Source organism: Cellulosimicrobium marinum (genome assembly GCF_020551945.1).
GTDB classification, from domain to species: Bacteria; Actinomycetota; Actinomycetes; order Actinomycetales; family Cellulomonadaceae; genus Cellulosimicrobium; species Cellulosimicrobium marinum.
In genome coordinates this window covers 246,026-269,820 of record NZ_JAJBZH010000002.1, presented here as the reverse complement: position 1 = coordinate 269,820, position 23,795 = coordinate 246,026, and the positions used below count along the sequence as shown (strand labels likewise).

Annotated in this window: 27 protein-coding genes; 12 read left to right on the top strand and 15 right to left on the bottom strand. The window is 75.0% G+C overall.

Going from position 1 to position 23,795, the window contains the following annotated elements:
- Window positions 1-121 precede the first annotated feature (121 nt).
- The 3 genes from LGQ04_RS05110 to LGQ04_RS17650 are packed head-to-tail and all read right to left on the bottom strand — an operon-like array spanning window position 122 to window position 2,888.
- A complete protein-coding gene (locus LGQ04_RS05110; RefSeq protein ID WP_229242622.1) occupies window positions 122-727 on the bottom strand; it encodes a GNAT family N-acetyltransferase in 606 nt (201 codons plus the stop codon).
- Window positions 724-1,572 (bottom strand): ABC transporter permease, encoded by an 849-nt coding sequence (locus LGQ04_RS05105; protein WP_229242621.1) that lies wholly within the window; start codon window positions 1,570-1,572, stop codon window positions 724-726. The genes LGQ04_RS05110 and LGQ04_RS05105 overlap by 4 nt, the downstream gene beginning before the upstream one ends.
- Window positions 1,569-2,888 carry an ABC transporter ATP-binding protein gene (locus tag LGQ04_RS17650; RefSeq protein WP_308016350.1) on the bottom strand — a complete coding sequence of 440 codons (1,320 nt, stop codon included), beginning with the start codon at window positions 2,886-2,888 and terminating at the stop codon, window positions 1,569-1,571. The genes LGQ04_RS05105 and LGQ04_RS17650 overlap by 4 nt, the downstream gene beginning before the upstream one ends.
- A 105-nt stretch (window positions 2,889-2,993) precedes the next feature.
- Between LGQ04_RS17650 and LGQ04_RS05095 the strand changes: the two genes are divergently transcribed.
- Window positions 2,994-3,881 carry a TetR/AcrR family transcriptional regulator gene (locus tag LGQ04_RS05095; RefSeq protein WP_229242620.1) on the top strand — a complete coding sequence of 296 codons (888 nt, stop codon included), beginning with the start codon at window positions 2,994-2,996 and terminating at the stop codon, window positions 3,879-3,881.
- 43 nt (window positions 3,882-3,924) lie between these two features.
- Here the strand turns inward: LGQ04_RS05095 and LGQ04_RS05090 are convergent, their stop codons facing one another.
- Both LGQ04_RS05090 and LGQ04_RS05085 read right to left on the bottom strand, forming a co-directional pair.
- Window positions 3,925-5,640: a CHAT domain-containing protein gene (locus tag LGQ04_RS05090; protein ID WP_229242619.1), complete on the bottom strand. Its 1,716-nt coding sequence runs from the start codon at window positions 5,638-5,640 to the stop codon at window positions 3,925-3,927.
- Window positions 5,641-5,650: 10 nt separating this feature from the next.
- On the bottom strand, window positions 5,651-6,988 hold the full coding sequence (locus LGQ04_RS05085; protein WP_229242618.1) for an ATP-binding protein: 1,338 nt from the start codon (window positions 6,986-6,988) through the stop codon (window positions 5,651-5,653).
- Between the two features lie 135 nt (window positions 6,989-7,123).
- Here LGQ04_RS05085 and LGQ04_RS05080 point away from each other — a divergent pair, with 135 nt between their 5' ends.
- The 4 genes from LGQ04_RS05080 (at window position 7,124) to LGQ04_RS05065 (ending at window position 10,107) form a co-directional block, all read left to right on the top strand.
- Window positions 7,124-7,588, top strand: coding sequence for a hypothetical protein (locus LGQ04_RS05080; protein ID WP_229242617.1), 465 nt, complete (start codon window positions 7,124-7,126; stop codon window positions 7,586-7,588).
- Entirely contained in the window at window positions 7,585-7,914 is a 330-nt protein-coding gene (locus LGQ04_RS05075; protein WP_229242616.1) for a winged helix-turn-helix domain-containing protein, read from the top strand. The genes LGQ04_RS05080 and LGQ04_RS05075 overlap by 4 nt, the downstream gene beginning before the upstream one ends.
- A 98-nt stretch (window positions 7,915-8,012) precedes the next feature.
- The gene (locus LGQ04_RS05070; protein WP_229242615.1) at window positions 8,013-8,642 is read left to right on the top strand and encodes a DNA-3-methyladenine glycosylase I; all 630 of its coding nucleotides are present in this window, start codon (window positions 8,013-8,015) and stop codon (window positions 8,640-8,642) included.
- Between the two features lie 22 nt (window positions 8,643-8,664).
- The gene (locus tag LGQ04_RS05065) at window positions 8,665-10,107 is read left to right on the top strand and encodes an L-serine ammonia-lyase (protein ID WP_229242614.1); all 1,443 of its coding nucleotides are present in this window, start codon (window positions 8,665-8,667) and stop codon (window positions 10,105-10,107) included.
- Window positions 10,108-10,296: 189 nt separating this feature from the next.
- Here LGQ04_RS05065 and LGQ04_RS05060 read toward each other — a convergent pair whose 3' ends face one another.
- From LGQ04_RS05060 to LGQ04_RS05035, 6 genes are all read right to left on the bottom strand, one after another.
- On the bottom strand, window positions 10,297-10,872 hold the full coding sequence (locus LGQ04_RS05060) for a dihydrofolate reductase family protein (RefSeq protein ID WP_229242613.1): 576 nt from the start codon (window positions 10,870-10,872) through the stop codon (window positions 10,297-10,299).
- Window positions 10,873-10,998: 126 nt separating this feature from the next.
- Window positions 10,999-11,871: an RNA polymerase sigma-70 factor gene (locus LGQ04_RS05055; protein WP_229242612.1), complete on the bottom strand. Its 873-nt coding sequence runs from the start codon at window positions 11,869-11,871 to the stop codon at window positions 10,999-11,001.
- Window positions 11,868-12,527 (bottom strand): carboxymuconolactone decarboxylase family protein, encoded by a 660-nt coding sequence (locus LGQ04_RS05050; protein WP_229242611.1) that lies wholly within the window; start codon window positions 12,525-12,527, stop codon window positions 11,868-11,870. The genes LGQ04_RS05055 and LGQ04_RS05050 overlap by 4 nt, the downstream gene beginning before the upstream one ends.
- A 93-nt stretch (window positions 12,528-12,620) precedes the next feature.
- Window positions 12,621-13,979 (bottom strand): glycerophosphodiester phosphodiesterase family protein, encoded by a 1,359-nt coding sequence (locus LGQ04_RS05045; protein ID WP_308016349.1) that lies wholly within the window; start codon window positions 13,977-13,979, stop codon window positions 12,621-12,623.
- Between the two features lie 168 nt (window positions 13,980-14,147).
- Window positions 14,148-15,236 (bottom strand): alpha/beta hydrolase, encoded by a 1,089-nt coding sequence (locus tag LGQ04_RS05040; RefSeq protein WP_229242610.1) that lies wholly within the window; start codon window positions 15,234-15,236, stop codon window positions 14,148-14,150.
- Window positions 15,237-15,389: 153 nt separating this feature from the next.
- Window positions 15,390-16,703, bottom strand: a complete 1,314-nt coding sequence (locus LGQ04_RS05035; protein ID WP_229242609.1) for a glycosyltransferase — start codon at window positions 16,701-16,703, stop codon at window positions 15,390-15,392.
- Window positions 16,704-16,843: 140 nt separating this feature from the next.
- Here LGQ04_RS05035 and LGQ04_RS05030 point away from each other — a divergent pair, with 140 nt between their 5' ends.
- The 3 genes from LGQ04_RS05030 to LGQ04_RS05020 are packed head-to-tail and all read left to right on the top strand — an operon-like array spanning window position 16,844 to window position 18,943.
- Entirely contained in the window at window positions 16,844-17,494 is a 651-nt protein-coding gene (locus LGQ04_RS05030) for a TetR/AcrR family transcriptional regulator (protein ID WP_229242608.1), read from the top strand.
- 38 nt (window positions 17,495-17,532) lie between these two features.
- The gene (locus LGQ04_RS05025; RefSeq protein WP_229242607.1) at window positions 17,533-18,132 is read left to right on the top strand and encodes a sulfite oxidase-like oxidoreductase; all 600 of its coding nucleotides are present in this window, start codon (window positions 17,533-17,535) and stop codon (window positions 18,130-18,132) included.
- Window positions 18,125-18,943: a ferredoxin reductase gene (locus LGQ04_RS05020; protein WP_229242606.1), complete on the top strand. Its 819-nt coding sequence runs from the start codon at window positions 18,125-18,127 to the stop codon at window positions 18,941-18,943. The genes LGQ04_RS05025 and LGQ04_RS05020 overlap by 8 nt, the downstream gene beginning before the upstream one ends.
- A gap of 15 nt (window positions 18,944-18,958) precedes the next feature.
- Here LGQ04_RS05020 and LGQ04_RS05015 read toward each other — a convergent pair whose 3' ends face one another.
- On the bottom strand, window positions 18,959-19,147 hold the full coding sequence (locus tag LGQ04_RS05015; protein ID WP_229242605.1) for a hypothetical protein: 189 nt from the start codon (window positions 19,145-19,147) through the stop codon (window positions 18,959-18,961).
- A 64-nt stretch (window positions 19,148-19,211) separates the two neighbouring features.
- Here LGQ04_RS05015 and LGQ04_RS05010 point away from each other — a divergent pair, with 64 nt between their 5' ends.
- On the top strand, window positions 19,212-19,859 hold the full coding sequence (locus LGQ04_RS05010; RefSeq protein ID WP_229242604.1) for a nucleoside/nucleotide kinase family protein: 648 nt from the start codon (window positions 19,212-19,214) through the stop codon (window positions 19,857-19,859).
- Window positions 19,860-19,881: 22 nt separating this feature from the next.
- Here the strand turns inward: LGQ04_RS05010 and LGQ04_RS05005 are convergent, their stop codons facing one another.
- Together LGQ04_RS05005 and LGQ04_RS05000 are read right to left on the bottom strand one after the other, a co-directional pair.
- Window positions 19,882-20,439 carry a pyridoxamine 5'-phosphate oxidase family protein gene (locus tag LGQ04_RS05005; protein WP_229242603.1) on the bottom strand — a complete coding sequence of 186 codons (558 nt, stop codon included), beginning with the start codon at window positions 20,437-20,439 and terminating at the stop codon, window positions 19,882-19,884.
- 124 nt (window positions 20,440-20,563) lie between these two features.
- A complete protein-coding gene (locus LGQ04_RS05000; RefSeq protein WP_229242602.1) occupies window positions 20,564-21,028 on the bottom strand; it encodes a hypothetical protein in 465 nt (154 codons plus the stop codon).
- Between the two features lie 123 nt (window positions 21,029-21,151).
- Between LGQ04_RS05000 and LGQ04_RS04995 the strand changes: the two genes are divergently transcribed.
- The 3 genes from LGQ04_RS04995 to LGQ04_RS04985 all read left to right on the top strand — a co-directional run bounded on the left by LGQ04_RS04995 (window position 21,152) and on the right by LGQ04_RS04985 (window position 23,337).
- The gene (locus tag LGQ04_RS04995) at window positions 21,152-22,228 is read left to right on the top strand and encodes an App1 family protein phosphatidate phosphatase (protein ID WP_229242601.1); all 1,077 of its coding nucleotides are present in this window, start codon (window positions 21,152-21,154) and stop codon (window positions 22,226-22,228) included.
- 64 nt (window positions 22,229-22,292) lie between these two features.
- Entirely contained in the window at window positions 22,293-22,928 is a 636-nt protein-coding gene (locus LGQ04_RS04990; protein ID WP_229242600.1) for a hypothetical protein, read from the top strand.
- 55 nt (window positions 22,929-22,983) lie between these two features.
- Window positions 22,984-23,337 carry a hypothetical protein gene (locus tag LGQ04_RS04985; RefSeq protein WP_229242599.1) on the top strand — a complete coding sequence of 118 codons (354 nt, stop codon included), beginning with the start codon at window positions 22,984-22,986 and terminating at the stop codon, window positions 23,335-23,337.
- A gap of 11 nt (window positions 23,338-23,348) precedes the next feature.
- Here LGQ04_RS04985 and LGQ04_RS04980 read toward each other — a convergent pair whose 3' ends face one another.
- Window positions 23,349-23,786 carry a MarR family winged helix-turn-helix transcriptional regulator gene (locus LGQ04_RS04980; protein ID WP_229242598.1) on the bottom strand — a complete coding sequence of 146 codons (438 nt, stop codon included), beginning with the start codon at window positions 23,784-23,786 and terminating at the stop codon, window positions 23,349-23,351.
- Window positions 23,787-23,795: the final 9 nt, after the last annotated feature.

The following is a 23,795-nucleotide window of genomic DNA, read 5'->3' as shown; positions in this document are numbered from 1 at the left end:
ACCACGACCGGCCGGGCGGCCGCCCCGCCGCCCGGCCCACCACGGGGACGGCTTCACGTCGACGGTGCCGTCCCGCGGGCGGCGGCCCCGGTGCATCAGGGCACCGGAGGCCGCCGCCCCTTCACGTGCCTTGGCGCCAGGTGAGCGACACGTACGCCGAGAACCCCGCCCGACGGGCGAACCTCACCGGCCGACGCGACGACTCCACGAAGCCGAGCCGCCGGTACAGGCCGAGCGCGGCGTCGTTCGTGTCCTTGATGTCACGCAGCACGAGCTCGTCGTAGCCCAGCCCCAGGATCGACCGCAGGAGCGCCGTCGCGACGCCCCTGCGCTGGTGCTCGGGCGCCGTCGTGACGAACCCGATCTCCGCGAGACCGGCCCGCGCGCCGTCGTACGCGCCGAGGAACTGGCTCCGCACGATCCGGTACGACACCGTGCCGTGCAACCGGCCCAGCGCCGCCCGGAACGGGCCCGGCCGCGGCGCGAAGCACTCCTGCGCCCCCTCCGTCACCGACGCCACCGCCGCGACCCCACCGTCCACGAGCGCGACGTGGAACCGGTCGAGGATGAGCATGTGCTCGAACGCGTCCCCGAGGACGCGCGGGTCGCGCGAGAAGAAGGCGAAGTCGTCCGCGAACCCCCGCACGAGCACGTCCGTGACCTGCCGGCGGAACGGCTCGCCGAGCACGTCCGCCCGCACGACCTCCACCCGCCCCGCCCCGCTCATCGCCCCCTCCGGCCGAACAGCCACGCCGCGCCCCCGAGGAACACCACGACCAGGCCGGCGCACCACGCGAGGGCGAGCGTCGCCGTCGGGCCCAGGTCCGTGACCGGCTGCGCGTCCGACCCCAGCCCCACGAGCAGGCCGCGGATCGTCTCGATGACCGGGGTGACCGGCTGGTGCTCCGCGAACCCGCGCAGCCACGACGGCATCGTCTCCGGCGGCACGAACGCGCTCGACACGTACGGCAGGAACAGCATGAAGAAGCCGAACCCGCCCGCCGCGGCAGGCGACCGCACGAGCACCCCGACGAACGTCGCGACGCACGTGATCGCCACCACGTAGGCGAGGATCATGCCGACGGCACCCAGCCACTCCAGCGGCGTCGCGTCCGCGCGGAACCCGATGAGGTACGCGACGCCCAGCACCACCGCCGTGGTGACGAGGTTCTTCACCACGCTCGCGACGACGTGCCCCACGAGCACCGTGGCGCTCGCGACCGGCATCGACCGGAAGCGGTCCATGATCCCGCCCGACATGTCCTGCTCCACCGCGATCGCCGTGTTCGACGCCCCGTACCCCGCGCACAGCAGGACGATCCCCGGCGTCGCGTACGTGACGTAGTCCGTGCCGACGCTCATCGCGCCGCCGAACACGTACACGAACAGCACCATGATCATCACCGGCAGCACGAGCGCGAGGATCAGCTCGTCCGGGTCGCGCCGCACGAGCCGCAACGACCGCCCGACCATCGCGGACGCGTCGGCGAGCACGTGCCGCCCCGGTCGCGGCACGGCGGCGGGCGCAGGCAGTCCGGTGCCCGACGGCGCGGGCATCGTCCGGGCGGTCATGCCGCCACCTCCTCGGCCCGACGCCCGGTCGCGTCGTCCCGCGTGCGCGCGGCGCGCCCGGTCAGGGCGAGGAACACGTCGTCGAGCGTCGGCTCGCGCACCTCCCACCGCTCCGGCTCGACCCCCGTCGCCGCCACCGCAGCGAGCACGTCGCGCACGTGCGCCACCGACCCGTCCGTCGGCACCCGCAGCGTCACCGGCGCGTCGGGTGGGACTGGGTGGTCGCCCCCGCGGGTCGACGGTCGGCCGGAGGGGCTCGGGCTACCATCCGCGCCGCTCGTTCCTCGCGTCGCTCCCGCCAGGCCCACCACGCCCTTCGCCCCCTCCGGCCGACCGCCCACCCGCTCTGCGGCCGTGTCACCGCTGCGGACCTGCCCCGGCGGCGGAGCAGGCGTGGGAGCGGGCGAGGGGACGGAGGATGCGAAGGGCGTCGAAGCCGCGCTCGCGAACTGCCGGCCGAGAGGCTCGGGTGACGGCGCGGCCAGCCCGAGCACCTCCGTGCCCTCGCCCGCGGACCCGACCACCGCGGCGGACCCGACCACAGCCGCAGACCCGACCAGGCCCGCGGACCCGACCACACGGGCATCCGCGGCCGACGCGAAGGTGAGCTCGATGCTCGCGTCGCCGACGCGGCGCTTGAGGCCGGCGGGGGCGCCCTCGGCGACGACTCGGCCGTCGTCGAGGAGGGCGACGCGGTCGGCGAGCTGGTCGGCCTCCTCCAGGTACTGGGTGGTGAGGAACAGGCTGGTGCCGTCGGCGACGACCTGCCGCACCACCTCCCACATGGTCTGGCGGCTGCGCGGGTCGAGGCCGGTGGTGGGCTCGTCGAGGAACATGACGCGGGGTCGGGTGAGCAGCCCGGCGGCGAGGTCGAGGCGGCGGCGCATGCCGCCGGAGTAGGTGGCGACGCGGCGGTCGGCGGCACCGGCGAGGTCGAACGCGTCGAGGAGGTCGTCGACGCGGGTGCGGACGGCCCGGCGGGGCAGGTGGGCGAGGTGTCCCATCATCGTGAGGTTCTCGCGGCCGGTCTGCTTCTCGTCGACGGCGGCGTACTGGCCGGTGAGGGAGATGACCTCGCGGACGCGCGCGGCGTCGTGCACCACGTCGTGGCCGGCGACGGTGGCGGTGCCGGCGTCGGGGCGCAGGAGGGTGGCGAGGATGCGGACGGTCGTGGTCTTGCCGGCGCCGTTGGGGCCGAGCAGGGCGAGGACCTCGCCCTCGTCGAGGGTGACGTCGACGCCTGCGAGGACGGGGACGGGTGTGCGGGTGCCGAAGGTCTTGCGGAGGCCGGTGGCCTGGACGAGCGGCGGTGCCATGAGCACTCCTCTGTGCGTAGGGACGAAACTGTTTATGGCAGTACCAGTTATGTTTACGGTAGACACAGTTCGCGCCCTGGTCAACACCCGCGAGAGGATGACCCCATGGACGACCCCGCCCGGCCGGCTCCCGAACCCGAGTCCTCGCCCGTGCTCCAGCGGCTCTGGGGACAGGAGGCGCCCCGACGCCGCGGGCCCAAGCCCGCGCTGAGCGTCGACCGGATCGCACGGGCCGCCGTCGCGCTCGCCGACGCCGAGGGGCTCGACGCGGTCTCGATGGCGCGCGTCGCGGAGACGCTCGGCTACTCGTCGATGGCGCTGTACCGGTACGTCGCGAGCAAGGACGAGCTCCTGTCCCTCATGGCCGACGCCGCCGCGGCCGACCTCGTGCTCCCGGAGACCTCGGGGCTCGGCTGGCGCGCCGACCTCGAGGCGTGGACGCGCGCGCAGGTCGAGGGCGTCGTCTCCCGACCCTGGTACATCGACCTGCCCCTGCCCGCGGTGCGCCTGGGTCCGCACCGCGTGCGGTGGATCGACCGCGCCTTCGCGATCCTGCGCGACCTCGACCTCACGACCGACGAGAAGCTGCAGGTCGTCGGCCTGCTCGCCCAGCACGTCCTCGCCGAGGCGCGGGTGGTCGTCGAGACCCGGCGTGCCGCGGCGGCGGTCGTCCGGCTCCGGGAAGGGCTGCCCGACGACACGCCCGCGGACGCCCTCGATCCGACCGCGCTCACGCAGGCCAACCCGTACTACGACTTCGAGACCGTGCTCCGGCACTTCGCGACGCCGCAGGAGTACCCCGACCTCGTCGCCGCGCTCACCGCGGATCCACCCGCCGCCACCGTCTCCCACCCTGCCGCCCAGCCCGCCGACGCGGGCGCGCCGTCGACCCCTGACGACTGGGAGAGCGACTTCGGCGCGAGCCTCGCGATCGTGCTGGACGGCGTCGAGGTGTTCGTCGCCCGACGCCTGGCCTCACGCGGGCAGGCCTGAGCCCGCGGGCGGGAGCGCCCCGGCTCTCGGGTGGCCAGCGGGCCTAGGGGGCGAAGTTCTCCCCGCCGTCGACGGGCGGGAGGCTCGGCACGTCGACATCGGGGAGCTCAAGCTCGGGGACGTCGAACGTCGGGATGTCGATGTCGTCGAGCCGTTCGCGCATCTCCTCCTGGCGGATGCGGTTGTTCTCCTGGAGGCACGACAGGCGCGTGACCGGGCGCCCGGTGCACTCCTGGACGTCGGAGTCGGGGTCGCGCGGGGCGGGCGGGGTCTGGACGTAGCGCCCGTCGACGTCGTGCGCGTTCGGCGTGACGGGCACCGCGAGGAGGGCGGCAGCCCCCGCGAGGACGAGGAGCGCGGTCGTGGCGACGAGGACCGCCGCGCCCAGCCCCGCGCGGGCCGCCGACGCCGCGCTCACGGGCGGGCCGTCGTCGGGCTCCGCGCGCAGCCGCGCCGCGAACCGCCAGGCGACCCACAGCCCGACCACCGCCGGGAGGACGTAGGCGACCGCGGCGAGCGCCGCGATGGGACGCGCGTCCTCGCGCGCGAGCCCGCCCGGGCCGATCGCCGCGACGACGACCGCCACGAGGGACAGGACCACCGTGCGTCGCACCACGGCGGCGCGCAGCGCCCGCCTCAGGGCCGCGACCCGCGCCGTGCCGACCGGGCCGGGCGGGAGGTGGCCGAGCTCGCGCGCCTGCGTGAGCACCGTCGCGTGGAGCAGCGCCGACGTCACGGTCGACACGACGAGCACCGCGGCGAGCCCGACGAGCGACCAGCGCACCGCCACCGCGTCCCGCACGACGTACAGCAGCGCGAGCCCCGCGAGCACGCCCGCCCAGCCGACAGCGACCGCGACGACCGTGCCGCCCCGCAGCGGCGTCCGGCGCAGGGTGCGGCGCAGCAGCCCGCGCGGCACCTGGAGCAGCACGGGCAGCACCCGGATCGCCGTGACGGCCGTCCACAGCAGCACGACGATCCCCCACAGAGGCACGGACCCCACGTGGGCGTCGGTCATCGAGAACGCGACGACGAGCGCGACCGCCCCGACGAGCAGCACCGGCATCTCGACGAGGCGCAGCACCTGCTGCCACACGCCGAGGTGCAGCAGGTACCCGGCCTCCGCGTGCTCGGGGTTCGCCGCGAGGACGCCGCTGTACCCCTTCGCGCTGCGGCCCGCGTCGAGCGCGAGCGCCGCGTCGAGGTACAGCAGGTCCTCGTGCTGCGGCGCGACGGCGAGGCCCTGGCGCACGAGGGCGCGCGCGGCGTCGTCCTCCCCGAGCCGCGAGCGCAGGCGGGCGGCCTGCGCGAGGCGGTCCGGGTCCTCGGCGGCGAACGCGAGCGCGGAGCCGATGCGCTCGCGGGCCAGGCGGCGGTCGGCGCCGCGCACGCGCCCCGACAGGTGCGCGTCGGCGAGCTGGAGGTGGTAGCGCGGCTCGTCGGGATCGAGTGCGAGCGCCGACGCCGCGGCGGTGCGCGCACCCGCGACGTCCCCGGTGTTCTGGCGCGCGACGGACAGCAGGTGGAGCGCGCCGTGCGCCTCGGGGCGCCGGCCCACGACCTGCTCGAGCATCGGCAGCGCCTCGGCGGAACGCTGGAGGCGCAGGCGGACCCACGCGCCGGTCGCGAGGAGCTGCGCGTCGTCGGGCAGGGTCGCGAGCGCGGCGTCGACCTCGTCGAGGGCCCGCTCGGGCCGCCCCATCTGGACGAGCATCTCCGCGCGGGAGACGACGGCGCGCGGGTCGGTCGTGGTGCTCACGGTCGGCGCGTCAGAGCATGCGTCGCGCGCGCAGGTACGCGGCGAGGTCGTCGTAGCGGCCGTCGTCGTTCGCGAACGTCACGACGTTGCGCGCGGACTGCAGCCAGGCGGTCGTGGACGGGCGCACGTCCGCGAGGGCGGAATCGAGGTCGGCCATGGTGATGGGCCGCACCTGCCCGGTCGCGATCGAGTCCATCATGGCCTTCTCCGCGGCGGTCGCGGCGAGGTGCTCGAGGTCGGCGCCCGAGAACCCGTCCGTGCGGCCGACGACCGACCGCAGGTCGATGCCCGCGACCGGGCGCCCCGAGAGGTGGTGGCGCAGGATCGCCTCGCGCGCGGGCTCGTCGGGCGGAAGCACGAGGACGACGCGGTCGAACCGGCCGGGGCGCAGCAGCGCGGTGTCGACGTCCCACGGGTGGTTCGTCGCACCGAGCACGAACAGCCCGTCGTTGTCCGACCCGATGCCGTCCATCTCCTGCAGGAGCTGGTTGACGACCGTCCGCATGCCCGACGACCCCGAGTACTGGGCGCGCTTGCCGCCGATCGCGTCGACCTCGTCGAGGAACAGCACCGCGGGCGCGAGGCGGCGCGCCTTCTGGAACAGCGCGTGCAGGTTCTGCTCGCTCTCCCCGATGTACTTGTCGAGGATGTCCGCGAGCGTGACCGTGAGGAAGCGCGCCCCGAGCTCGCCCGCGACGGCGCGCGCCATGTACGTCTTGCCGGTGCCGGGCGGCCCGTAGAGCAGGAGCCCGCCGCGCAGCGACTTGCCGAACGCGCGCGCGACGGCCTGGTGGCGCATCGGTTCCAGGAACGCCTCCCGGATGCGCTGCTTCACGGGTTCCAGGCCGCCGACGTCGGCGAGCGTCACCGTCTCGCGGGACACCTCGAGCAGGCCCTCGCCGTCGTCGGGCCCGTCGTCGCGCACGGGCACGGGGCGGGGAGGGCCGGGCGGCAGGACGGACGGCTCGGTGGGCTGCGTGGTGGGCTGCTCGGTGGTCGGCGTGACGAACGGGGGCGGGACGTCCACGTCGAGCTCGGACTCGAGCCGCGTCCAGTCGATGCCCGACGGCGCGTCGTCGGCCCGGTCCGCCGGGTCGCCACCCGCCGGGGCGACCGGGGGGACCGAGGCGGGTGCCGTCGTCGTGCCGGCAGCGGCGGCCGCGCGCTGGAGGAGACCGACGGCCTCGGCGCTCGCCGGGTCGAGGCGCAGCGCGGCGCTCGCCTGGTCGATCGCCTCGATCGTGCGGCCCGCGTCGAGCAGCAGGGACGCGTAGTGCACGCGCAGCGGCGCGCTGTCGGGCGAGACCTGGACGGCGGCGGCGAGCGCGGCGAGGACGGCGTCGGACATGCGGGCTCCTGGGGCGTGGGCGGACCGGGGACCAGTGTGCCCCGCCGCGGGACGCGTCGGAACCCACGACCACGGGCGGGTTGTCGCGTCGGCACGCACTTGCCATAACGGAAAGCACGTGCTGAGATAGCAACCATGGACCAGCACACCGCTCCGTTCGACGCCCAGGGCGCCCGCGACCGCCTCGACCACGCCGCGCGGCTCACCGCGACGACCCGGGCCGCCGCCTGGCGCTGGGTCCGCACCTACCTCACGGCCTGGGCGGCGGGAAGCATCGCCCTCGTGCTCGCGATCGGTCTCGGAGGCCCGGTCGGGCTCCTCGTCGGCCTGTCGGGCTGGGCCGCCCTCGTCACCGTCGGCGTGCTCTGGGTGCGCCGGCAGGGGTTCAGCGACGCCGCCGCCGGGCGGCGCATCGGCACGGGCGCGGGCCTGTGGTCCGCCACGTACGGCGCCGCCCTCGCCGTCGGGCTGCTCGCGTTCCCCGACGCGGTGGCGTACTGGGTTCCCGCGGCGCTCGTCACGGCCGCCCCCCTGCTCGCCGCCGCCTGGTGGCCCGCCCCGGCCCCGACCCGCGCACCCGTCCCGGACGGCGCGGCATGAGCAGCGCCGGGCACCCCCGCCACGACCTCGACGACGTCCTCCAGTCCCCGGTCCGCCTGTCCCTCGTCGCGGCGCTCGCCGGCGTCGACCGGGCCGACTTCCGCAGCCTGCGGGACGCCGTCGAGCTCACCGACCCCACGCTGTCCAAGCAGCTCGCCGCGCTCGAGGCGGCCGGGTACGTCGAGATCTCCAAGGAGCGCTCCGGGCGCCGCCCCCGCACCTGGGCGCGGCTGACCACCGCGGGCCGCACGGCCCTCGACGACCACCTCGCCGCGCTCCGGGCGATCTCGGCGCTCACGCTCGCCCCGCCCGTCGCCGCGGACTGAGCGCCCCTGGCCGTCCACAGGCCCCGCTCCGGCGCGCGCGGTCCCCAGCAGCGGCGGCGCCGGCGACACGTGTCAGGCGGTCACGGCACAGTGGGGCCATGACCTCCGACACCCCCGCCGCCGTGCCCGACGGCGCCCCGCCCACCCCCGCACCCGGCGCCCGCTGCTTCGGCGACGGCGACCCGCTCTACGAGGAGTACCACGACACCGAGTGGGCGGTCCCGGTGCACGGCGAGCAGGCCCTGTTCGAGCGGGTCGCGCTCGAGGGGTTCCAGGCCGGGCTGTCGTGGATCACCGTGCTGCGCAAGCGACCTGCGTTCCGGACCGCGTTCGCCGGGTTCGACCCCGAGACGGTGGCGTCGTTCGACGACTCCGACGTCGCGCGCCTGCTCGGCGACGCCGGCATCATCCGGAACCGGCAGAAGATCGAGGCGACGATCACCAACGCGCGCGCCCTGCTCGACCTCCACGCCGCGGGACGCACGCTCGACGACCTCGTCTGGTCGTTCGCTCCCCCACCGCGTGCCGAACGACCTCCGACCTGGGACGCGGTCCCCGGGTGGACCCCGGAGTCGCTCGCGCTGTCCAAGGCGCTGAAGAAGGCCGGCTTCCGGTTCGTCGGCCCCACCACCGCGTACGCGGCGATGCAGGCCTGCGGGCTCGTCGACGACCACCTCGCGACGTGCCCGGTCGTGCTCGGCCGCACCGGCGGGCGGCCCACATCGTGAGACGGGGTGCGACCATGGATCCATGAGCTCGTACGTCTCCGTCCTCGACCTGTTCTCCGTCGGCATCGGGCCGTCGAGCTCGCACACCGTGGGACCGATGCGCGCGGCACGGGCGTTCGTGTCCGGCCTGGACGCCACCGGGACCCTGGACGACGTCGCGGGCGTCCGGGTGGTGCTGTGCGGGTCGCTCGGCGCCACCGGCATCGGCCACGGGACGCCCGACGCCGTCGTCGCCGGACTGCTCGGCCTCGAGGCCGAGACGTGCGACCCCGACCGTGTCCCCGGCGGGTGGGACAAGCTCGGCGACGGCGCCAGGGTGTCGCTGCTGGGCCGGCACGACGTGACGATCCGCCAGGACGACGTGCGCCTCGCCCCCCTCACCCGCATGCCCGGCCACCCCAACGGGATGCGCTGCACCGCGCTCGACGCACAGGGCGGGGTCCTCGCCGAGGAGGTGTACTACTCCGTCGGCGGCGGGTTCGTCCTCACCGCCGCCGAGCTGGAGGCGGCGTCGGCCAACGAGGCCGCACAGGTCGGCGCCGAGCTCGCCGGCGAGACCATCGACCCGGCGACCGAGCCGGACGGCGTACCCCTGCCGTTCGCGAACGCCGCCGAGCTCCTCGCACACTGCGAGCGCGACGAGACGTCGATCGCCCGCGTCGCCTGGACGAACGAGGTCGCGCTGCACGGAGCCGACACCGCCGGCGCGGGCGTCGACCGGATCTGGGACACGATGAGCGCCTGCGTCGACGCCGGCCTCGACCGCCAAGGCGTCCTGCCCGGCCGGCTCGGCGTCCAACGACGCGCCCGGGCGCAGCGCGAACGCCTCGAGGCCGCCGACGAACGCGGCGCCGACACCACCATCGAGTGGTTGCAGGCGTACGCCATGGCCGTCAACGAGGAGAACGCCGACGGGCGACGCGTCGTCACCGCACCCACCAACGGCGCCGCCGGCATCATCCCCGCCGTCGGCCGGCACTTCCTGCGCACCCACCCCGACGTCGCCGCCGACGGTGAGCGCCGCCGTCGGGCCATGCGGACCTACCTCCTCACCGCCGCCGCCATCGGCGCCCTCTACAAGCGCAACGCCTCCATCTCCGGCGCCGAGGCCGGCTGCCAGGGCGAGGTCGGGTCCGCCTGCTCCATGGCCGCCGGCGCACTGTGCGCCGTCCTCGGCGGCACCCCCGCCCAGGTGGAGAACGCCGCTGAGATCGCCATGGAGCACAACCTCGGCCTCACCTGCGACCCCGTCGGCGGGCTCGTCCAGGTGCCGTGCATCGAACGCAACGCCATCGCCGCCTGCACCGCCGTCTCCGCCGCGCGCCTCGCCCTCCAGGGCGACGGGTCGCACGTCGTCTCCCTCGACACCGTCATCGAGACCATGCGCCAGACCGGCGTCGACATGTCGACGAAGTACAAGGAGACGTCGACGGGCGGCCTCGCCGTCAACGTCATCGAGTGCTGAGCCGAAGCGCAGCGAAGCAAGCGCAGGCTTCAGCACGACCATGAGCACGAGTGCTGAGCCGGAGCGCGGTCGTGGTTCCGTCCGCGGGGCTGATCTCGCCGAGCACGAACTTGGTGTCGTTATCGGGTCGTTGACGGCACCAACCTCGTGCTCGACGTCGCGCATTCGGTTGGCGGTGCTCGGCCGGGGTCAGCGGCGGACGTCGTAGACGAGCTTGACGACGCCGTTCGCGTACGTGGCGGACTCGCGCAGCGAGAGGTTGCGACGGTCGACGCCCTGCGGGCCGAAGATCGTCTTGCCGCCGGGCAGCAGGTAGGGGAACAGCAGCAGGTTGTAGCGGTCGATCAGCCCCGCCTCGCCGAGGCGCCGGGCGAGCTCGGCGCTGCCGTGGATGAAGATCGCTCCGCCGTCGGTCTGCTTGAGGTCGGCGACGTCGGCGGTGCTCCGCAGGATCGTGGTGGGGCCCCACCCGTCGACGAGGTCGGCGTCCCGCAGCGTCGTGGACACGACGACCTTCGGGAGGTCCTGGTACTCGGCGTGGTCGGCCGACGTGGGCCAGAAGCCCGAGAACGCCTCGTAGCTGTGCCGGCCGAACAGCAGCGCGGTGGTCTCCTCGAGCTCCTCGCCCTTGAGGGAGTACGACTCCGGGTCGAGCTCGGTGTCGAAGACCCAGCCGCCGCCGGGGTGGCCCTCGGACGTTCCGCCGGGCGAGTCCACGGAGCCGTCGAGGGTGATGAAGCCGGTGTAGACGAGTTCACGCGTCATGGTTCCCTCCTCCTGTCTGCGAAAGGGCCGGGCGGCCTCTTCACCACGAGGTCGAACGGGGCGCGCGTGTTTCGACATCCCCGCGAGACGTCCTCGTCGTCGGTGCCTGTCTACCGCACGTGGTGCCTACCGCACGAGGGGCGTCTCGGCGTCGAACGCGGCGAGCTTCGCCGGGTTCGCGACACCGAAGAGACGCGTGATGCGCCCGTCCTCCACGACGATCCCGACGGCGCCCGCGAGCGCCCCGTCGACCTCCAGCCGCAGGCCGGGCGCCCCGTTGACCCATGCGGGGTGCGCGACGACCGTGCCGCGCTCCTTGGCGAGCCCGCCCACGAGGTAGCGCGCGATGCGGTCGGCGCCGACGATCGGGCGACGGGCCGCGGTGACGACGCCGCCGCCGTCGGCCAGGAGCACGACGTCGGGGGCGAGCACGTCGAGGAGGCCCTGCACGTCGCCGGTGGCGAGCGCGGCGAGGAACCGGTCGACGACGGCGCGCTGCTCGGTGTGGTCGACCCGCACGCGCGGCCGACGCGCGGCGACATGGTCGCGGGCCCGGTGCGCGATCTGCCGCACGGCGGCGGGCGTGCGGTCGAGGGCCTCGGCGATCTCGTCGTAGGGGACGTCGAACACCTCGCGCAGCACGAACACGGCCCGCTCGGCGGGCCGCAGCGTCTCCAGCACGGTGAGCATGGCGAGGGAGACGCTCTCGGCGAGCTCGACGTCGTCAGCCACGTCCGGGGTGGTGAGGAGCGGTTCGGGGAGCCACTCGCCGACGTAGTCCTCGCGCCGGCGCGCGACGGTGCGCAGGCGGTTGAGCGCCTGGCGCGTGACGACCCGCACGAGGTACGCGCGCGCGTCGCGCACCTCGTGCGGGTCGACGGCGGACCACCGCAGCCACGCGTCCTGCACGACGTCCTCCGCGTCGGCGGCCGAGCCGAGCATCTCGTAGGCGACGGTGAAGAGCAGGTTGCGGTGGGTGACGAACGGGTCGTCGGTCATGCGGTCAGCCTGCCACCCTCGCCTGCCCCGCTGCCCGTCGGGGTGCCGGTCGAGCGCGGCGCGAGCGGCGGCAGCCCGCACGACGCCGCGAACTCCTGCGACCGGATGCCCAGGGCGATGTTCATGCGCCCGGTCGCGTTCATCATGGCGGCCTTCGCGGCGAGCTCGACGAGCCCCGCCGGCCCGAGCTCGTCGAGCAGGGCGGCGGAGAGCTCGTCGCTCACCTCGACCGGGGTGCGGCACATCGCCTCGGCGTACTCCATGACGCGCCGCTCGGTGGGCGTGAAGACGTCGGACTCGCGCCACCGCGGCACCTCGCGCGCCCGCGTCTCGTCGAGGCCGTGGTCGTGCGCGAGGAAGTAGTGCAGGTCGAGGCAGAAGCTGCACCCGACGGCCGCGGCGGCGGCCATGTGCGCGAACGTCGACAGGGTCGGGTCGAGCGCGCCCCACTTCTCCGCCTTGCGCCCGAGGCCCATGAGGTCCTTGAAGACCTTGGGGTGGTTCCACAGGACGCCGACGGAGTCGGGGACCTGGCCGAACATCCGGCGGGTCGTCGTCCGCACGAGGACCCCGTAGACGCCCGTCATCTCGATCGCGGGGACCCGCGCGCCACCGGTCGTGGTGGTCGTGGCGGCCCTGCTGGTCGTGCTCGTCATCGTTCCTCCTGGTGTCTCGGTGCGTTCGGCATCAAGACACCGGCCGGGCCGCGCGTGTGACACGCGCGGCCCGGCCGGTCCCGGGAGGGCGGGTCAGCAGGTGACGCCGTCGTACGCCAGGGGGCGCGCGGCGTCGTGCCCGACGGCGCCCCCGACCGACGCGGTGACCGTCACCTGCCCGGCGGGGATGCTCGCGGCCCGGGCGTTGACCTGGGCGAACGCGGCGGCGTCGGGCCGCACGCCGGCCCTCAGGGCCGTGCCGTAGGGCGTGGCGAGGCGGACCTCGACGGGCGCGGGCTCGCCGTTGACGGCCTTCACCGCGACGTAGGCGCGCCCGCCCAGGCAGCGCGCCTGGGCGACGAGGTCCACGAGCCCGGTCTCGCCCGCCCAGGTGTACCCGGCGGGCAGGTCGTAGCCACGGTCGGCGAGGACGTCGCGCAGCACGTCGGGGCGGTCCGTGATGAGGCCGTCGACGCCGAGGTCGACCAGGTGCTCCATCGTCGCGCGGTCGTCGACCGTCCACGGCACGACGCGGATCCCGGCGGCGTGCGCGTCGTCGACGAGCTCCTGCGTGGTGAACGGGACGTAGCCCGGGTCGTCGACCGAGCCGTTCTGGGGGGCGCCGTGCACCGGGGAGAGCGCGTCGGCGCCGAACGAGTCGACCGCTGCGACGAGGTCGCCGTCGAAGTCGTCGATGTCGATCCCGCCGAGCCACGGCGACGCGCCCGGCATCCCCACCTGGAGGAACTGCTGACCGTTCGTCAGCGCGACGATCGGCAGCTCCGGCATGACCTCCCGCACCCGCATGAGCGCACCCCAGTCGAACGACTGGATCGTCACCTGGTCCGCCATCCCCTCGGAGCGCACGAGGTCCGTGACCACCTGGACGAACTGCTCGCGCGGCGCCGTCTCGTGCGGGGCGCCCGCCTCGACCTTCGTCTCGACGTTGAGCATGACGTCGTCGGCGCCGTGGTCGCGCACCAGGTCGAACACCTCGGTGAGCAGCATCATGCGGGCACCCGGCGACGGCTCCTGCTCGGGGAACTGCGGCTTCGTCACCGACCCGCAGTCCAGCGTGCGCACCTGGGCCAGCGTGAGGTCCTTGACGTACTTCCCCACGTACGGGAAGTCGGGGTCGCCCGGCATCGCCGGTGCCGTGTCGCGGCACACCGCGGCGGTGGTGCGCCGGTCGTGCGTCACGACGGCGTACCCGTCCTCCGTGATCTGCACGTCCAGCTCCAGCGTCGTGACGCCCATCCGCAGCGCCTCCGAGAACGACGCCACCGAGCTCTCCACGTTCAGCCCGACGCCGCCGCGGTGCGCCTGCACGTCGAACACCGGCAGGTCCGTACCGGGCGGCGGCGTCGCGGGGGCGGCGCTCGCGGCCGCTCCGGTGCCGCACGCGAGCAGGGCCGCGAGCGCGGCGGCCAGGACGGGGGTACGACGGTTCACGGGTCCGTTCCCTTCTCCGACGACGGGCACGCGACCGCGTGCCGCGCGCCTGACGCTAGGGACGGCAGGTGGCAGCCGGTCGAGCACGAGCCGACGGCGAGGTGAACACCGCGTGCGGTGTCGTGAGCCCGACCAGGTCGTCACTACGACGGCCTCCGGTCGGTGGGCTCAGTGCTCCACGAACCATCTCGCGGTCAGCTCGGCGATCGCCCGGGAGCCAGCACCGCTGAGACCGATGAGGTGACCCGTCCAGGGAACACCGACCGCCTGGACGTCGACCCCGAGCGCACGGGCGCGCTGCGCATAGGTCAACGAGGCCTGCGACGCGACGAGCCAGTCGTTCTCTCCGAACACCAGGAGCGTCGGCGGCGACTCGGGTGTCAGCGAGCCGGCGGCGTCCACGGCCGCGTAGCGGTCCGGCACCTCCTCAGGCGTCCCACCGGTGTAGGCCTCCGCGAAGTCGCGCGCGAGATCGCCGCTGATCGCGTACGGCGTACCTTCGGCGAACCCCACGTCGGTCGCGGGGATGCTGATGGCGACGGCAGACACCACGGGCATCGGGCCACAGTCCGCCCCGAGGTCTTCGCCCGCGCTGATCGCGTTGGCTGCGATGGGTGCCATGTTGCCTCCTGCGGAGCTTCCCGTGACGAACAGCTCAGCACCGTCCCCGCCGTACTCGGCCGCGATCTCGCCCACCTTCTGCAGCGCGCACACGATCTGCGCGGGTGCAACGTCCCACGAGGGCCGCTCCTCCGTGGCGAGCAGATAGTGCGGGGTGAAGACGAGATACCCCAGGTCGTTGAGGTATCGCGCGAAGGCGGAATCGTCGTCGATGTCCCCTGACGTGAAGCCACCCCCGTGCACGTGAACGACGACAGGGGCACGCTCGCCGCCGACCGACGGGCGGTATACGCCCATGCGGGTGGTCTCGCCGTGGACCGGCCCGAACTCCACGACGTCGTCCGGACCGTCGCCTGCTGCAAGGAAGGGGCCGAAGAAGTCAGCAGCTACTACGTCGACACCGACACCGTCGAGGGCCTGGGTCTGGTCACGGATCACGATGCCGCCGCCGACGGCGCACAACGTACAGGCCACCACCCCCGCCACGAGACGCGCCTGCCGACGCAGGGACCATGCGCCCAGCCCGGCGGCCACCCCGCCCAGGGCGACGACGATCAACCACCCCGGGAGGTATCCACCCAACGAGCCGACCAGGCCTATGACGGGCGCCTGCCAGACGAACGTCCCGACGGTCATGAGGACGGCGACCCCCGCGCACGCCCACAGCAGGACGACGAGCGCCCGTCGCAGCACCGGATGGTTGCCGCGCACGGTGGGCGGACTTTCCGCGTCTGTCACGCGCAGCACCTCTCTTCTCCGACCGCGGTGCCATGGACCGCACGTCTCGCGTCATCGTAGTTCGGCCCGTCCGAGCTGCCTGCGTCCTGACCCGATGAGCCGCTCGACCTCGTCGACCACGCCGTCGGTGCCGGGGGACGCCGCGATGCGGGCGCCGAGACGGGCGCTCGCGCGGGCGTAGGCGGGGTCGTCGAGGACGCGACGGACGGCGCGGCGCACCTGCGCCGGCGCGGGCTCGTTGGTCCGCAGCCGCACGCCCGCGCCGGACCAGGCGACGCGCGCGGCGACCTCGGCCTTGTCCTCGGTCCTGCCCGCGACGACGATCGGCACGCCGTGCCGCAGCGCGTGGTGCACGCCGCCGTACCCGCCGTTCGTCACGTAGACCGCGGTGCGCGGGAGGAGCGCGTCGTACGGCAGGTACTCGGCGACGCGGGCGTTCGCGGGAAGCGGCCCGAGGGCCTCGACGGGACGCCCGCCGGTGGCCGCGACGACGAGGACGTCGTCCTCGGCGAGAGCCTGGATCGTCGGGCCGATGAGCTGGTGCAGGTTCTCGTTCGCGACGGTGCCCTGGGTGACGTGCACGACCGGCCGGGTGCTGTCGAGGTCGCTCCACCACGCGGGGAGGTCGCCGCTCGCGCCGGGGACGGGCGCGGGTGGGCCGACGAACCGGACGGGCACCGCGGCGTCGGGCCGGGAGTACTCGAACGCCTCGACGGTGAGCTGGACGACGGCGTCGGCGTGCGCGGGCCACCCGAGGAACAGCCCGTCCAGAGGCTCCTGCCCCGTCGCCCGGACCATCGCGTCGGCGGCCTGCTGCGCCGGGGCGAGCGACCGTCGGACCATGTGCTGCAGGAGGCGGTTGCGGAGCACGCCGACAGGGCCGCGCAGCGGGAGCACGCCGAGCCCGAACGGGGCGGCGTGGTCGCTCGTCAGGCCGAGCGGGAAGATGCCGAGCACGACGAGCGGGGGCCTGCGGTCGGCGGGTGCGGCTGCGAGCGCCGTCGCGCCGAGGAACAACGGTTCGACGAGGACGGCGTCGGCGGGCTGCTCGTCGAGCGCGGCGCTCAGGGCGCGGTGCTGGGCGACGCCGGGGCGCACGAAGATCTCGGTCATGTCGTAGCGGATCGCGTCGAGCCCGGTGCGTCCGGCGCGGCCGGGAAAGTGCCCGGCGAGGTCGCGGTCGTCGAAGTCGGCCTCGGGCGGGAGGGGGACGTGCTGCGCGCCGGTGGCGGCGACGGAGTCGGCGAACCGCGCACCGGTGAGGAAGCGGACGTCGTGCCCGCGCGAGACGAGGCTGCGGGCGACGGCGAGCAACGGGGTGACGTGGGCGTGGACGGGGGTGGAGGCGAGGACGAGGGATGCCATGGACGTGCCTTTCACGGACGGTGCGCCTGGGTGGGGACGCGGGCGCTGGTGGGAGAGAGGCGCGGACCGGGCCGTCCGGGCGTTGTGGGAGGATCGACCAACCGCGGAAAGTATTCATCACACCTTGGGGGTAGTCAATAGTGCCACCGCGCTCCTACACGTCCGACCTGCGCGCCGAGCAGGCCGCGCGCACCCGCGACCGGGTGGTGCGCGCCGCCGCGCACGAGCTCGCCACGCACGGCTACGACCGCACGACCCTCGCCCGCGTCGCCGAACGCGCCGGCGTCTCCGTCGAGACCGTCAAGGCGCACGGCCCCAAGCGGGCGCTGTTGCTCGCCGCGTTCGAGGTGACGTTCGCGGGGTCCGAGGGGCGCGGCTCCCTCGTCGAGCGACCCGAGGGGAAGGCGGTCGCCGATGCCGCCGACCCCGACGCCTTCCTCGACGGCATGCTCGACCTCGTCGCCGCCGCGAACGCCCGCGTCGCCCCGCTGTGGGCCGCGTTCACCGCCGCCGCACAGGGCGACGAGGCCGTCGCCGCCGAGCTCGACGCCCTCCTCGACCGCCGACGCACCGACCTGCGCGCGAGCGTCGACCTGCTCGCCGCGCACGGGTTCACCGTCCACGGGCCGCGCGAGCACGCCGCCGAGGCGCTCTCCTACCTCCTCACCCCCGAGGGCCACACCCACTTCGTCGCCGGCGCCGGCTGGTCCGACGCCACCTACCGGGCATGGCTCCGCGACGCCGTCCTCCGCCTCGTCGCCGCACCCCCGGGGGTGGGACCCGTCACCTGACGGGTGTCGCGACGTCGGGCACGGGCCTACCGTGAGTCATGGCCACCCTCACGCCAGGCTTCCAGGGCCGACCGCGGCCGCAGGGCGTCGCCCTGCCGCCCGGGCAGTACGTCGAGACCGGGTTCCCGGTCCTCTCCGCCGGACCGACGCCGCGCGTCGACACGAGCACCTGGCGACTCGACGTCGTCACCGAGACCGGCGACACGCGCACCTGGACGTGGGACGACCTCATGGCGCTCCCCCAGGACGAGCCGACGGTCGACATCCACTGCGTCACGCGGTGGTCGAAGTTCGGCACGACGTGGCGCGGTGTCTCCCTCGACACCCTCCTCGCCGACGTCGAGTCCACCGCCGACTTCGCCATGATCGGCTCCTACGGCGGGTACACGACCAACCTGCCCGTCGCCGAGCTGCTCGGCGGCAAGGCGTGGGTCGCGCACACGGTCGACGGCGCCCCGCTCCACCCCGTCCACGGCGGGCCGGCGCGCCTGCTCGTGCCGCACCTGTATTTCTGGAAGTCCGCCAAGTGGGTCAACCGGATCACCCTCATGCCGATGGACGAGCGCGGCTTCTGGGAGACCCTCGGCTACCACGACCTCGGCGACCCCTGGCGCGAGCAGAGGTACCAGGGTGACTGAGGCGGCGGTCCCCGGGGCCACCGCGCCGGCGCCCGGCGCGCGCCTCGGCGCCCGCTACGCCATGCCGACCGGATGGCGCGTCGCGCGCCTCGTCGACGCGCGGGCCGAGAGCCCGACGGCGCGCACCCTCGTCCTCGAGGTCCCCGACTGGCCCGGGCACCTCGCCGGGCAGCACCTCGACCTGCGCCTCACCGCACCCGACGGCTACACCGCGGAGCGCAGCTACTCCATCGCGAGCGCCGCGTCGGACGCCGCGGCCACGGCGCACGTCGAGATCACCGTGCAGCGCGTCACCGGCGGCGAGGTCTCCGGCTACCTCACCGACGGGTTCACCGTCGGCGACGCGATCGAGGTGCGCGGACCGGTCGGCGGCTGGTTCGTCTGGTCGCCCGAGCGCCACGCGGGTCGGCCCGTGGCGCTCACGGCGGGCGGGTCGGGCATCGCCCCGCTCATGGCGATGCTCCGCACGCGCCGCGACGCCGGCGACCGCACGCCGTTCCGCCTCGTCTACTCCGTCCGCACCCCCGACGACCGGCTCTACGTCGACGAGCTCGACCGCCTCGTGCGCGCCGACGACGGGCTCGAGGCGCACGTCGCGTACACACGCGGCGCACCGCTCGACGCGTCCCGCGAACCCGGCCGCGTGTCGCTCGCCGAGCTCGCCGCCTGGACCTGGCCCGCGCAGATCGAGCCCGCGTGCTTCGTGTGCGGGCCGACAGGGTTCGTCGAGGCCGTCTCCCGTGCGCTCGTCGTGCTCGGCCACGACCCGGCCGTCGTCAAGACCGAGCGCTTCGGCCCCGCGGTCGACTGAGCGCCGCGCGACGCGTCAGAGCGTCCGGTCCGCCTCGGCACGCGGCGGCTCGGCCGACGGGAAGCCCAGGCCACGGGCGCGACGCTCCGCGAGGACGCTGCGCAGCAGCTGGATCGTCAGCACGAGCGCCCAGATGACGAGCACCGCGACGGTGACGAGGACGAGGACGTACCCGAGGACGAGGAGCGCTCCGAAGCCAGCCATGGCCGGACCATAGCGGACGCGGCGCGCGCGTGTCGCCGGTGAAACCGTCGACCAGACTGGGTGCATGCACAGCGTGACGGGCAACGACCTGGGGGCGCTCGTCGCCCGGATCAGGGCGATCCAGGAACGGGCCGACGGCGGCCGCGTCGTCGTCGGCATCACGGGCAGCCCGGGCGCGGGCAAGACCACGCTCGCCGTGCGGCTCGCCGGACTGCTGGGCCCGGACGGCGTCCACCTGCCGATGGACGGCTTCCACCTCGCGAACGCGACGCTCGACCGGCTCGGACGCCACGACCGCAAGGGCGCGCCCGACACGTTCGACGGATGGGGCTTCGTCGGCCTCCTGCGACGCGTGCGCGAGGAGACGGGCCACGCCGTCTACGCGCCGTCGTTCCACCGCGAGGTCGACGAGCCGGTGGCCGGGGAGGTCGCCGTCGAGCCGCAGCACCGCGTGGTCCTCGTCGAGGGCAACTACCTCCTCCTGCCCGACGCGCCGTGGAGCCACGTGCACGACCTGCTCGACGAGGTGTGGTTCTGCGCCGTCCCGGACGACGAGCGCGTGCGCCGCCTCGTCGACCGGCACACCCGCCACGGCCGGTCCGTCGAGGCCGCGACGGCGTGGGCGCACGACGTCGACGGCGCGAACGCCCTGCTCGTCGAGGCGACCCGGGCCCGCGCCGATCTCGTCGTCCCGACGGTGGCGCTGCCCTGACGCCCGAGCCGTTCCGCCCCGCTCAGGCGCTCGGGCCGTCGTCGAACCGCCAGCGCATCGCCGCGTGCTCGGCCGTGCGCTCGTAGGCGAAGACCACCTCGGGCCGGACCGCGAAGACCAGGGCGACGCCGCCGTCGGGGTGGGAGAACGCGCCGTCGTGCACGGTGAACGCCCACTCGTCGCCGTACTTGCACCGCCACCGCTCGGCGAGACGATGGAGGGTCGCGTCGTCGGTGACGCGGACGGCCTCGCCCTCGACCACGACGTCGAGCGCGTCGACGTACGCGTTCGTCCCCGTGGTGAGCACGACGCGCGGGTTGTCGGCGAGGTTGCGCGCCTTGCGCTCCTCGGGGCCGGTCGTCACGTGCAGGCAGCCGTCGGCGACGACGGTCATGAGCGGCGTGACGTGGGGGCGTCCGTCGGGCCGGACGGTGGAGATCCACGAGATCTCGGCGCGCTCCAGGACGGTGCGCACCGCGGCCCACGGCACGGGCCGCGCTCCGGGCGAGCTGTAGTGCGGGACGAGCGTCCCTTCCGGGTCGCCGGGGGCGGCGGGGGTGGTGCATGCGTCGTCAGTCACGGCCGTTCCTCTCGTCGGTCCCCCTCCGACCGGCGGGCGAGGCAGAACTCATCGGGCGCGAGATCGGCAGACCGTGCCGAACTCGGCGGAACCGGCCCGCCGACGTCGACCGGGTCTGCCGATCTCACCGCCCGTCGACCGGGCCGGCGTCGTGCCCTGGCCGACCCGCGGTGCGGCGGTCCTCCTTCATGCGTGCCTCGAACAGGTGCCGGACGCCGCCCGCCAGGTCCTCGCGCGCGCGGCGCTCGTGCTCGCGGAACACCGACCAGTAGCCGTCGTCGTACTCCTCGACGAGCTGGAACGTCCACCGGCCCGGCACGACGTTGCGCCCCACGAGCTCCGCCTCGATGCGGTCCGCGACGTCGTCGTGCCCGGCGGCGCGCAGCTTCTCGACCGCCTCCCCGAGCGCCAGGTCGGCCGACCCGGTGAGCTGGTGGAACGTGTACAGGTGGCCGCGGGCACGCTCCGTCGTCTCCAGCGCCTCGCTCAGCGCACCCAGTGCCTCGACGGTCGCGTCGGTGACGCCGTCGGGGGTCGGGCGGCCCGGGAGGTCGGTCGGCTGCCCGGGGTGCGTCGCGTCGTCGGCCACCCTGCCACGCTAGGACGCCGCGCACGGCCGCGCACGACGGCGCGCGCCCCACCCGGCCGCGAGCGCCGCCCGCCTGTGACAGGGTTGACCTCACCGTTCCCCGACAGGAGACCTCGACGCCTCATGCCGCAGCCCGACACCGCACCCACCGCCACGACCGGGGCGAGCCCGAGCCAGCGACCGCACCGGGCGGCCCGGATCGAGGACCGGATCCGCGCCGTCGTCTCCCGGTTCCAGAAGGCGCGGGACTGGCGGCCGCGCGTCGAGCCCTTCACGGGCTACGGGAGCACGCGGCGCGTGCGGGTGCTGGGGCGCGTGCTGCTCGCGAACCCGGCGTACGACCCGGCGGCCACGGCGGACCGCCGCGGCTGGCGGTACTTCTTCACCGCCCCGGCGCCGCGCGAGGAGGTGCGGGTCGGCGTGGGCGACGTGACGCTCGACGTGGTGAGCGACCGGGGCGGGTACGTGGACGTCGTGGTCGACGTCGCGCTCTCGCCCGGGTGGCACGACGTCACGTTCCGGCCGGCGTCGGGGGACGTGGCGACGGGTCGGGTGCTGGTCGTGGCGGAGGGGCGACGCCTCGGCGTCGTGTCGGACATCGACGACACGGCGATGGTCACCGCGGTCCCCCGTCCCCTGCTGGCGGCGTGGAACACGTTCGTGCGGCACTCGAGCGCGCGCGTGCCCGTGCCGGGCATGGCGGTGCTGTACCAGGGCATCGTCGCGGCGCACCCGGGCACCCCGTTCGTCTACGTGTCGACGGGGGCGTGGAACACGGCCGCGAACCTGCGCCGGTTCCTGCAGCGGCACGGCTACCCTCCGGGCCCGCTGCTGCTCACCGACTGGGGCCCGACGAACACGGGCTGGTTCCGCAGCGGCCAGGCCCACAAGGACGCGTCGCTCGACCGCCTGTTCCGCGAGCTGCCCGACGTCGACTGGCTGCTGATCGGGGACGACGGCCAGCACGACCCCGAGATCTACACGCGGGCCGCGCGCCGCTGCCCGGACCACGTGGCCGCGATCGCGATCCGTCAGCTCACGCCCGCCCAGCAGGTGCTGTCGCACGGGTCGCCGCTCCCGGCGCCCGCCGACGACGCGCGCCGTCCCGCCGTCGAGGCCCCCGTCCCGGCCGCGGCCGGGCCGGACGGCGCGGCCCTCGCCCGGTCCCTCGCCGCCGCCCTCGCGAGCTCCCGGCGCTGACCCGGGCAGGGCGCGGGAGCGCGTCCTCGGTGCGGCCCCGCGCCCGCGGTGGGACGCTGGACCCATGACCGGTGTACGACGCAGCACCGACGCCCTCGGCGACGACGCCGTCGCCGCCGCGACCGGGCAGCCGCGCGCGACGTGGTTCGCGCTGCTCGACGCGCAGGGCGCGACCGCCTGGACCCACCGCGACATCGCGGCGTGGCTCGTCGAGGAGCAGGGCGTGGACGGGTGGTGGGCGCAGTCCCTCACCGTCGCGTACGAGCAGGAACGCGGCCTGCGCGCGCCCGGCCAGCGCTCCGACGGCACCTACGAGGTGTCGCCGAGCCGGTCCGTCGCCGGGACCCTCGCGGACGTGCACGCCCTCGTCGCCGACGACGACGCCCGCGCTCGCTGGCTCGACGGCGCGCTCGCCGAGGTCGGCGCCGGCGACCACCTCGACGTCCTCGGCTCGACACCCGGGTCGTCCGTCCGGCTCGCCTGGCCCGCCGGTGCCCTCGGCGCGCCCGCCGACCGTCCGGGCCGCGTCACCGTCGGCCTCTACCAGCCGCGCGCCGCCGACGGGTCCCCCGCGGGCACGGTCCGCGTCAGCGTGCAGCACGGCGGCCTCCGCTCCGCCGACGACGTCGCGCCCCTCAAGGCGTTCTGGGCCGCCCGGCTCGCGGCGCTCGCGGCGCTGGCCGAGGACGCGTCCGTCTGACCCTGGGCCACCGGCTCGAGGTGCCGGGCACCGGCACGGATGATTGCCTGGAAGGATGACGACGCCGAGCAGCACGAACCCGGACCCCGACCCGAACGAGCCGGTCCGCGCGGGCACCCCCGCGCCGGGGCCCTCACCGGCGGGCGAGGTCCCGCCCGCCCAGCCCGTCCCGGGCGCACCGCTCGAACCGTCGGGACGGACGTGGATCTGGATCGTCCTCGCCGTCGTCGCGGTCCTCGTGATCGGGGTCGTGGTGTGGTTCGCCACCCGCCCCGCGGACGACGCGCCTGCCGACGCCGCGTCGTCGGCCACCAGCACCGCGCCCGACGACGGCTCCTCCTTCGCCGTGAGCCGCACCGTCGTGGTCCTCGGCGCGGGCGAGGACGGCCCGGTCGAGCCGCAGGCCTGACGGCCGGGGCCTCAGTCCTCGCGGCCGTCCGCGCGCGCGGCGAAGCGGGTGAGGAGGTCGGCGAAGGTCGCGAGCTCCTCGGGCGTCCAGCCCGTGGTGAGGCGCGCGAGGCGTTCGTGGCGGAACGCGACGGCGCGTCCGCGCAGCGCTCGCCCGTGCGACGTGGCGACGGCGAGCGTCTCGCGCGCGTCGGCGGGCGACGTCGTGCGCTCCACCGCCCCGGCCTGCTCGGCGCGCGTGACGAGGCGGCTCGCGGTCGAGTGCGCGACGGCGAGGCGGGTCGCGACGTCGCGGACGGTCGCGCCGGCCTCCCCCACGGCGTCGAGGACGAGCAGGGTGGAGAGCTCGACGCGGGTGCCGGCGTCGTCCACGGCGCGCGGGGTGTCGAGGAAGCGCCGCAGCGAGAGCAGCGCGCGGTCGACCGCGTCCAGGGGGGTCTCGGCGCTCATGTGTGTACT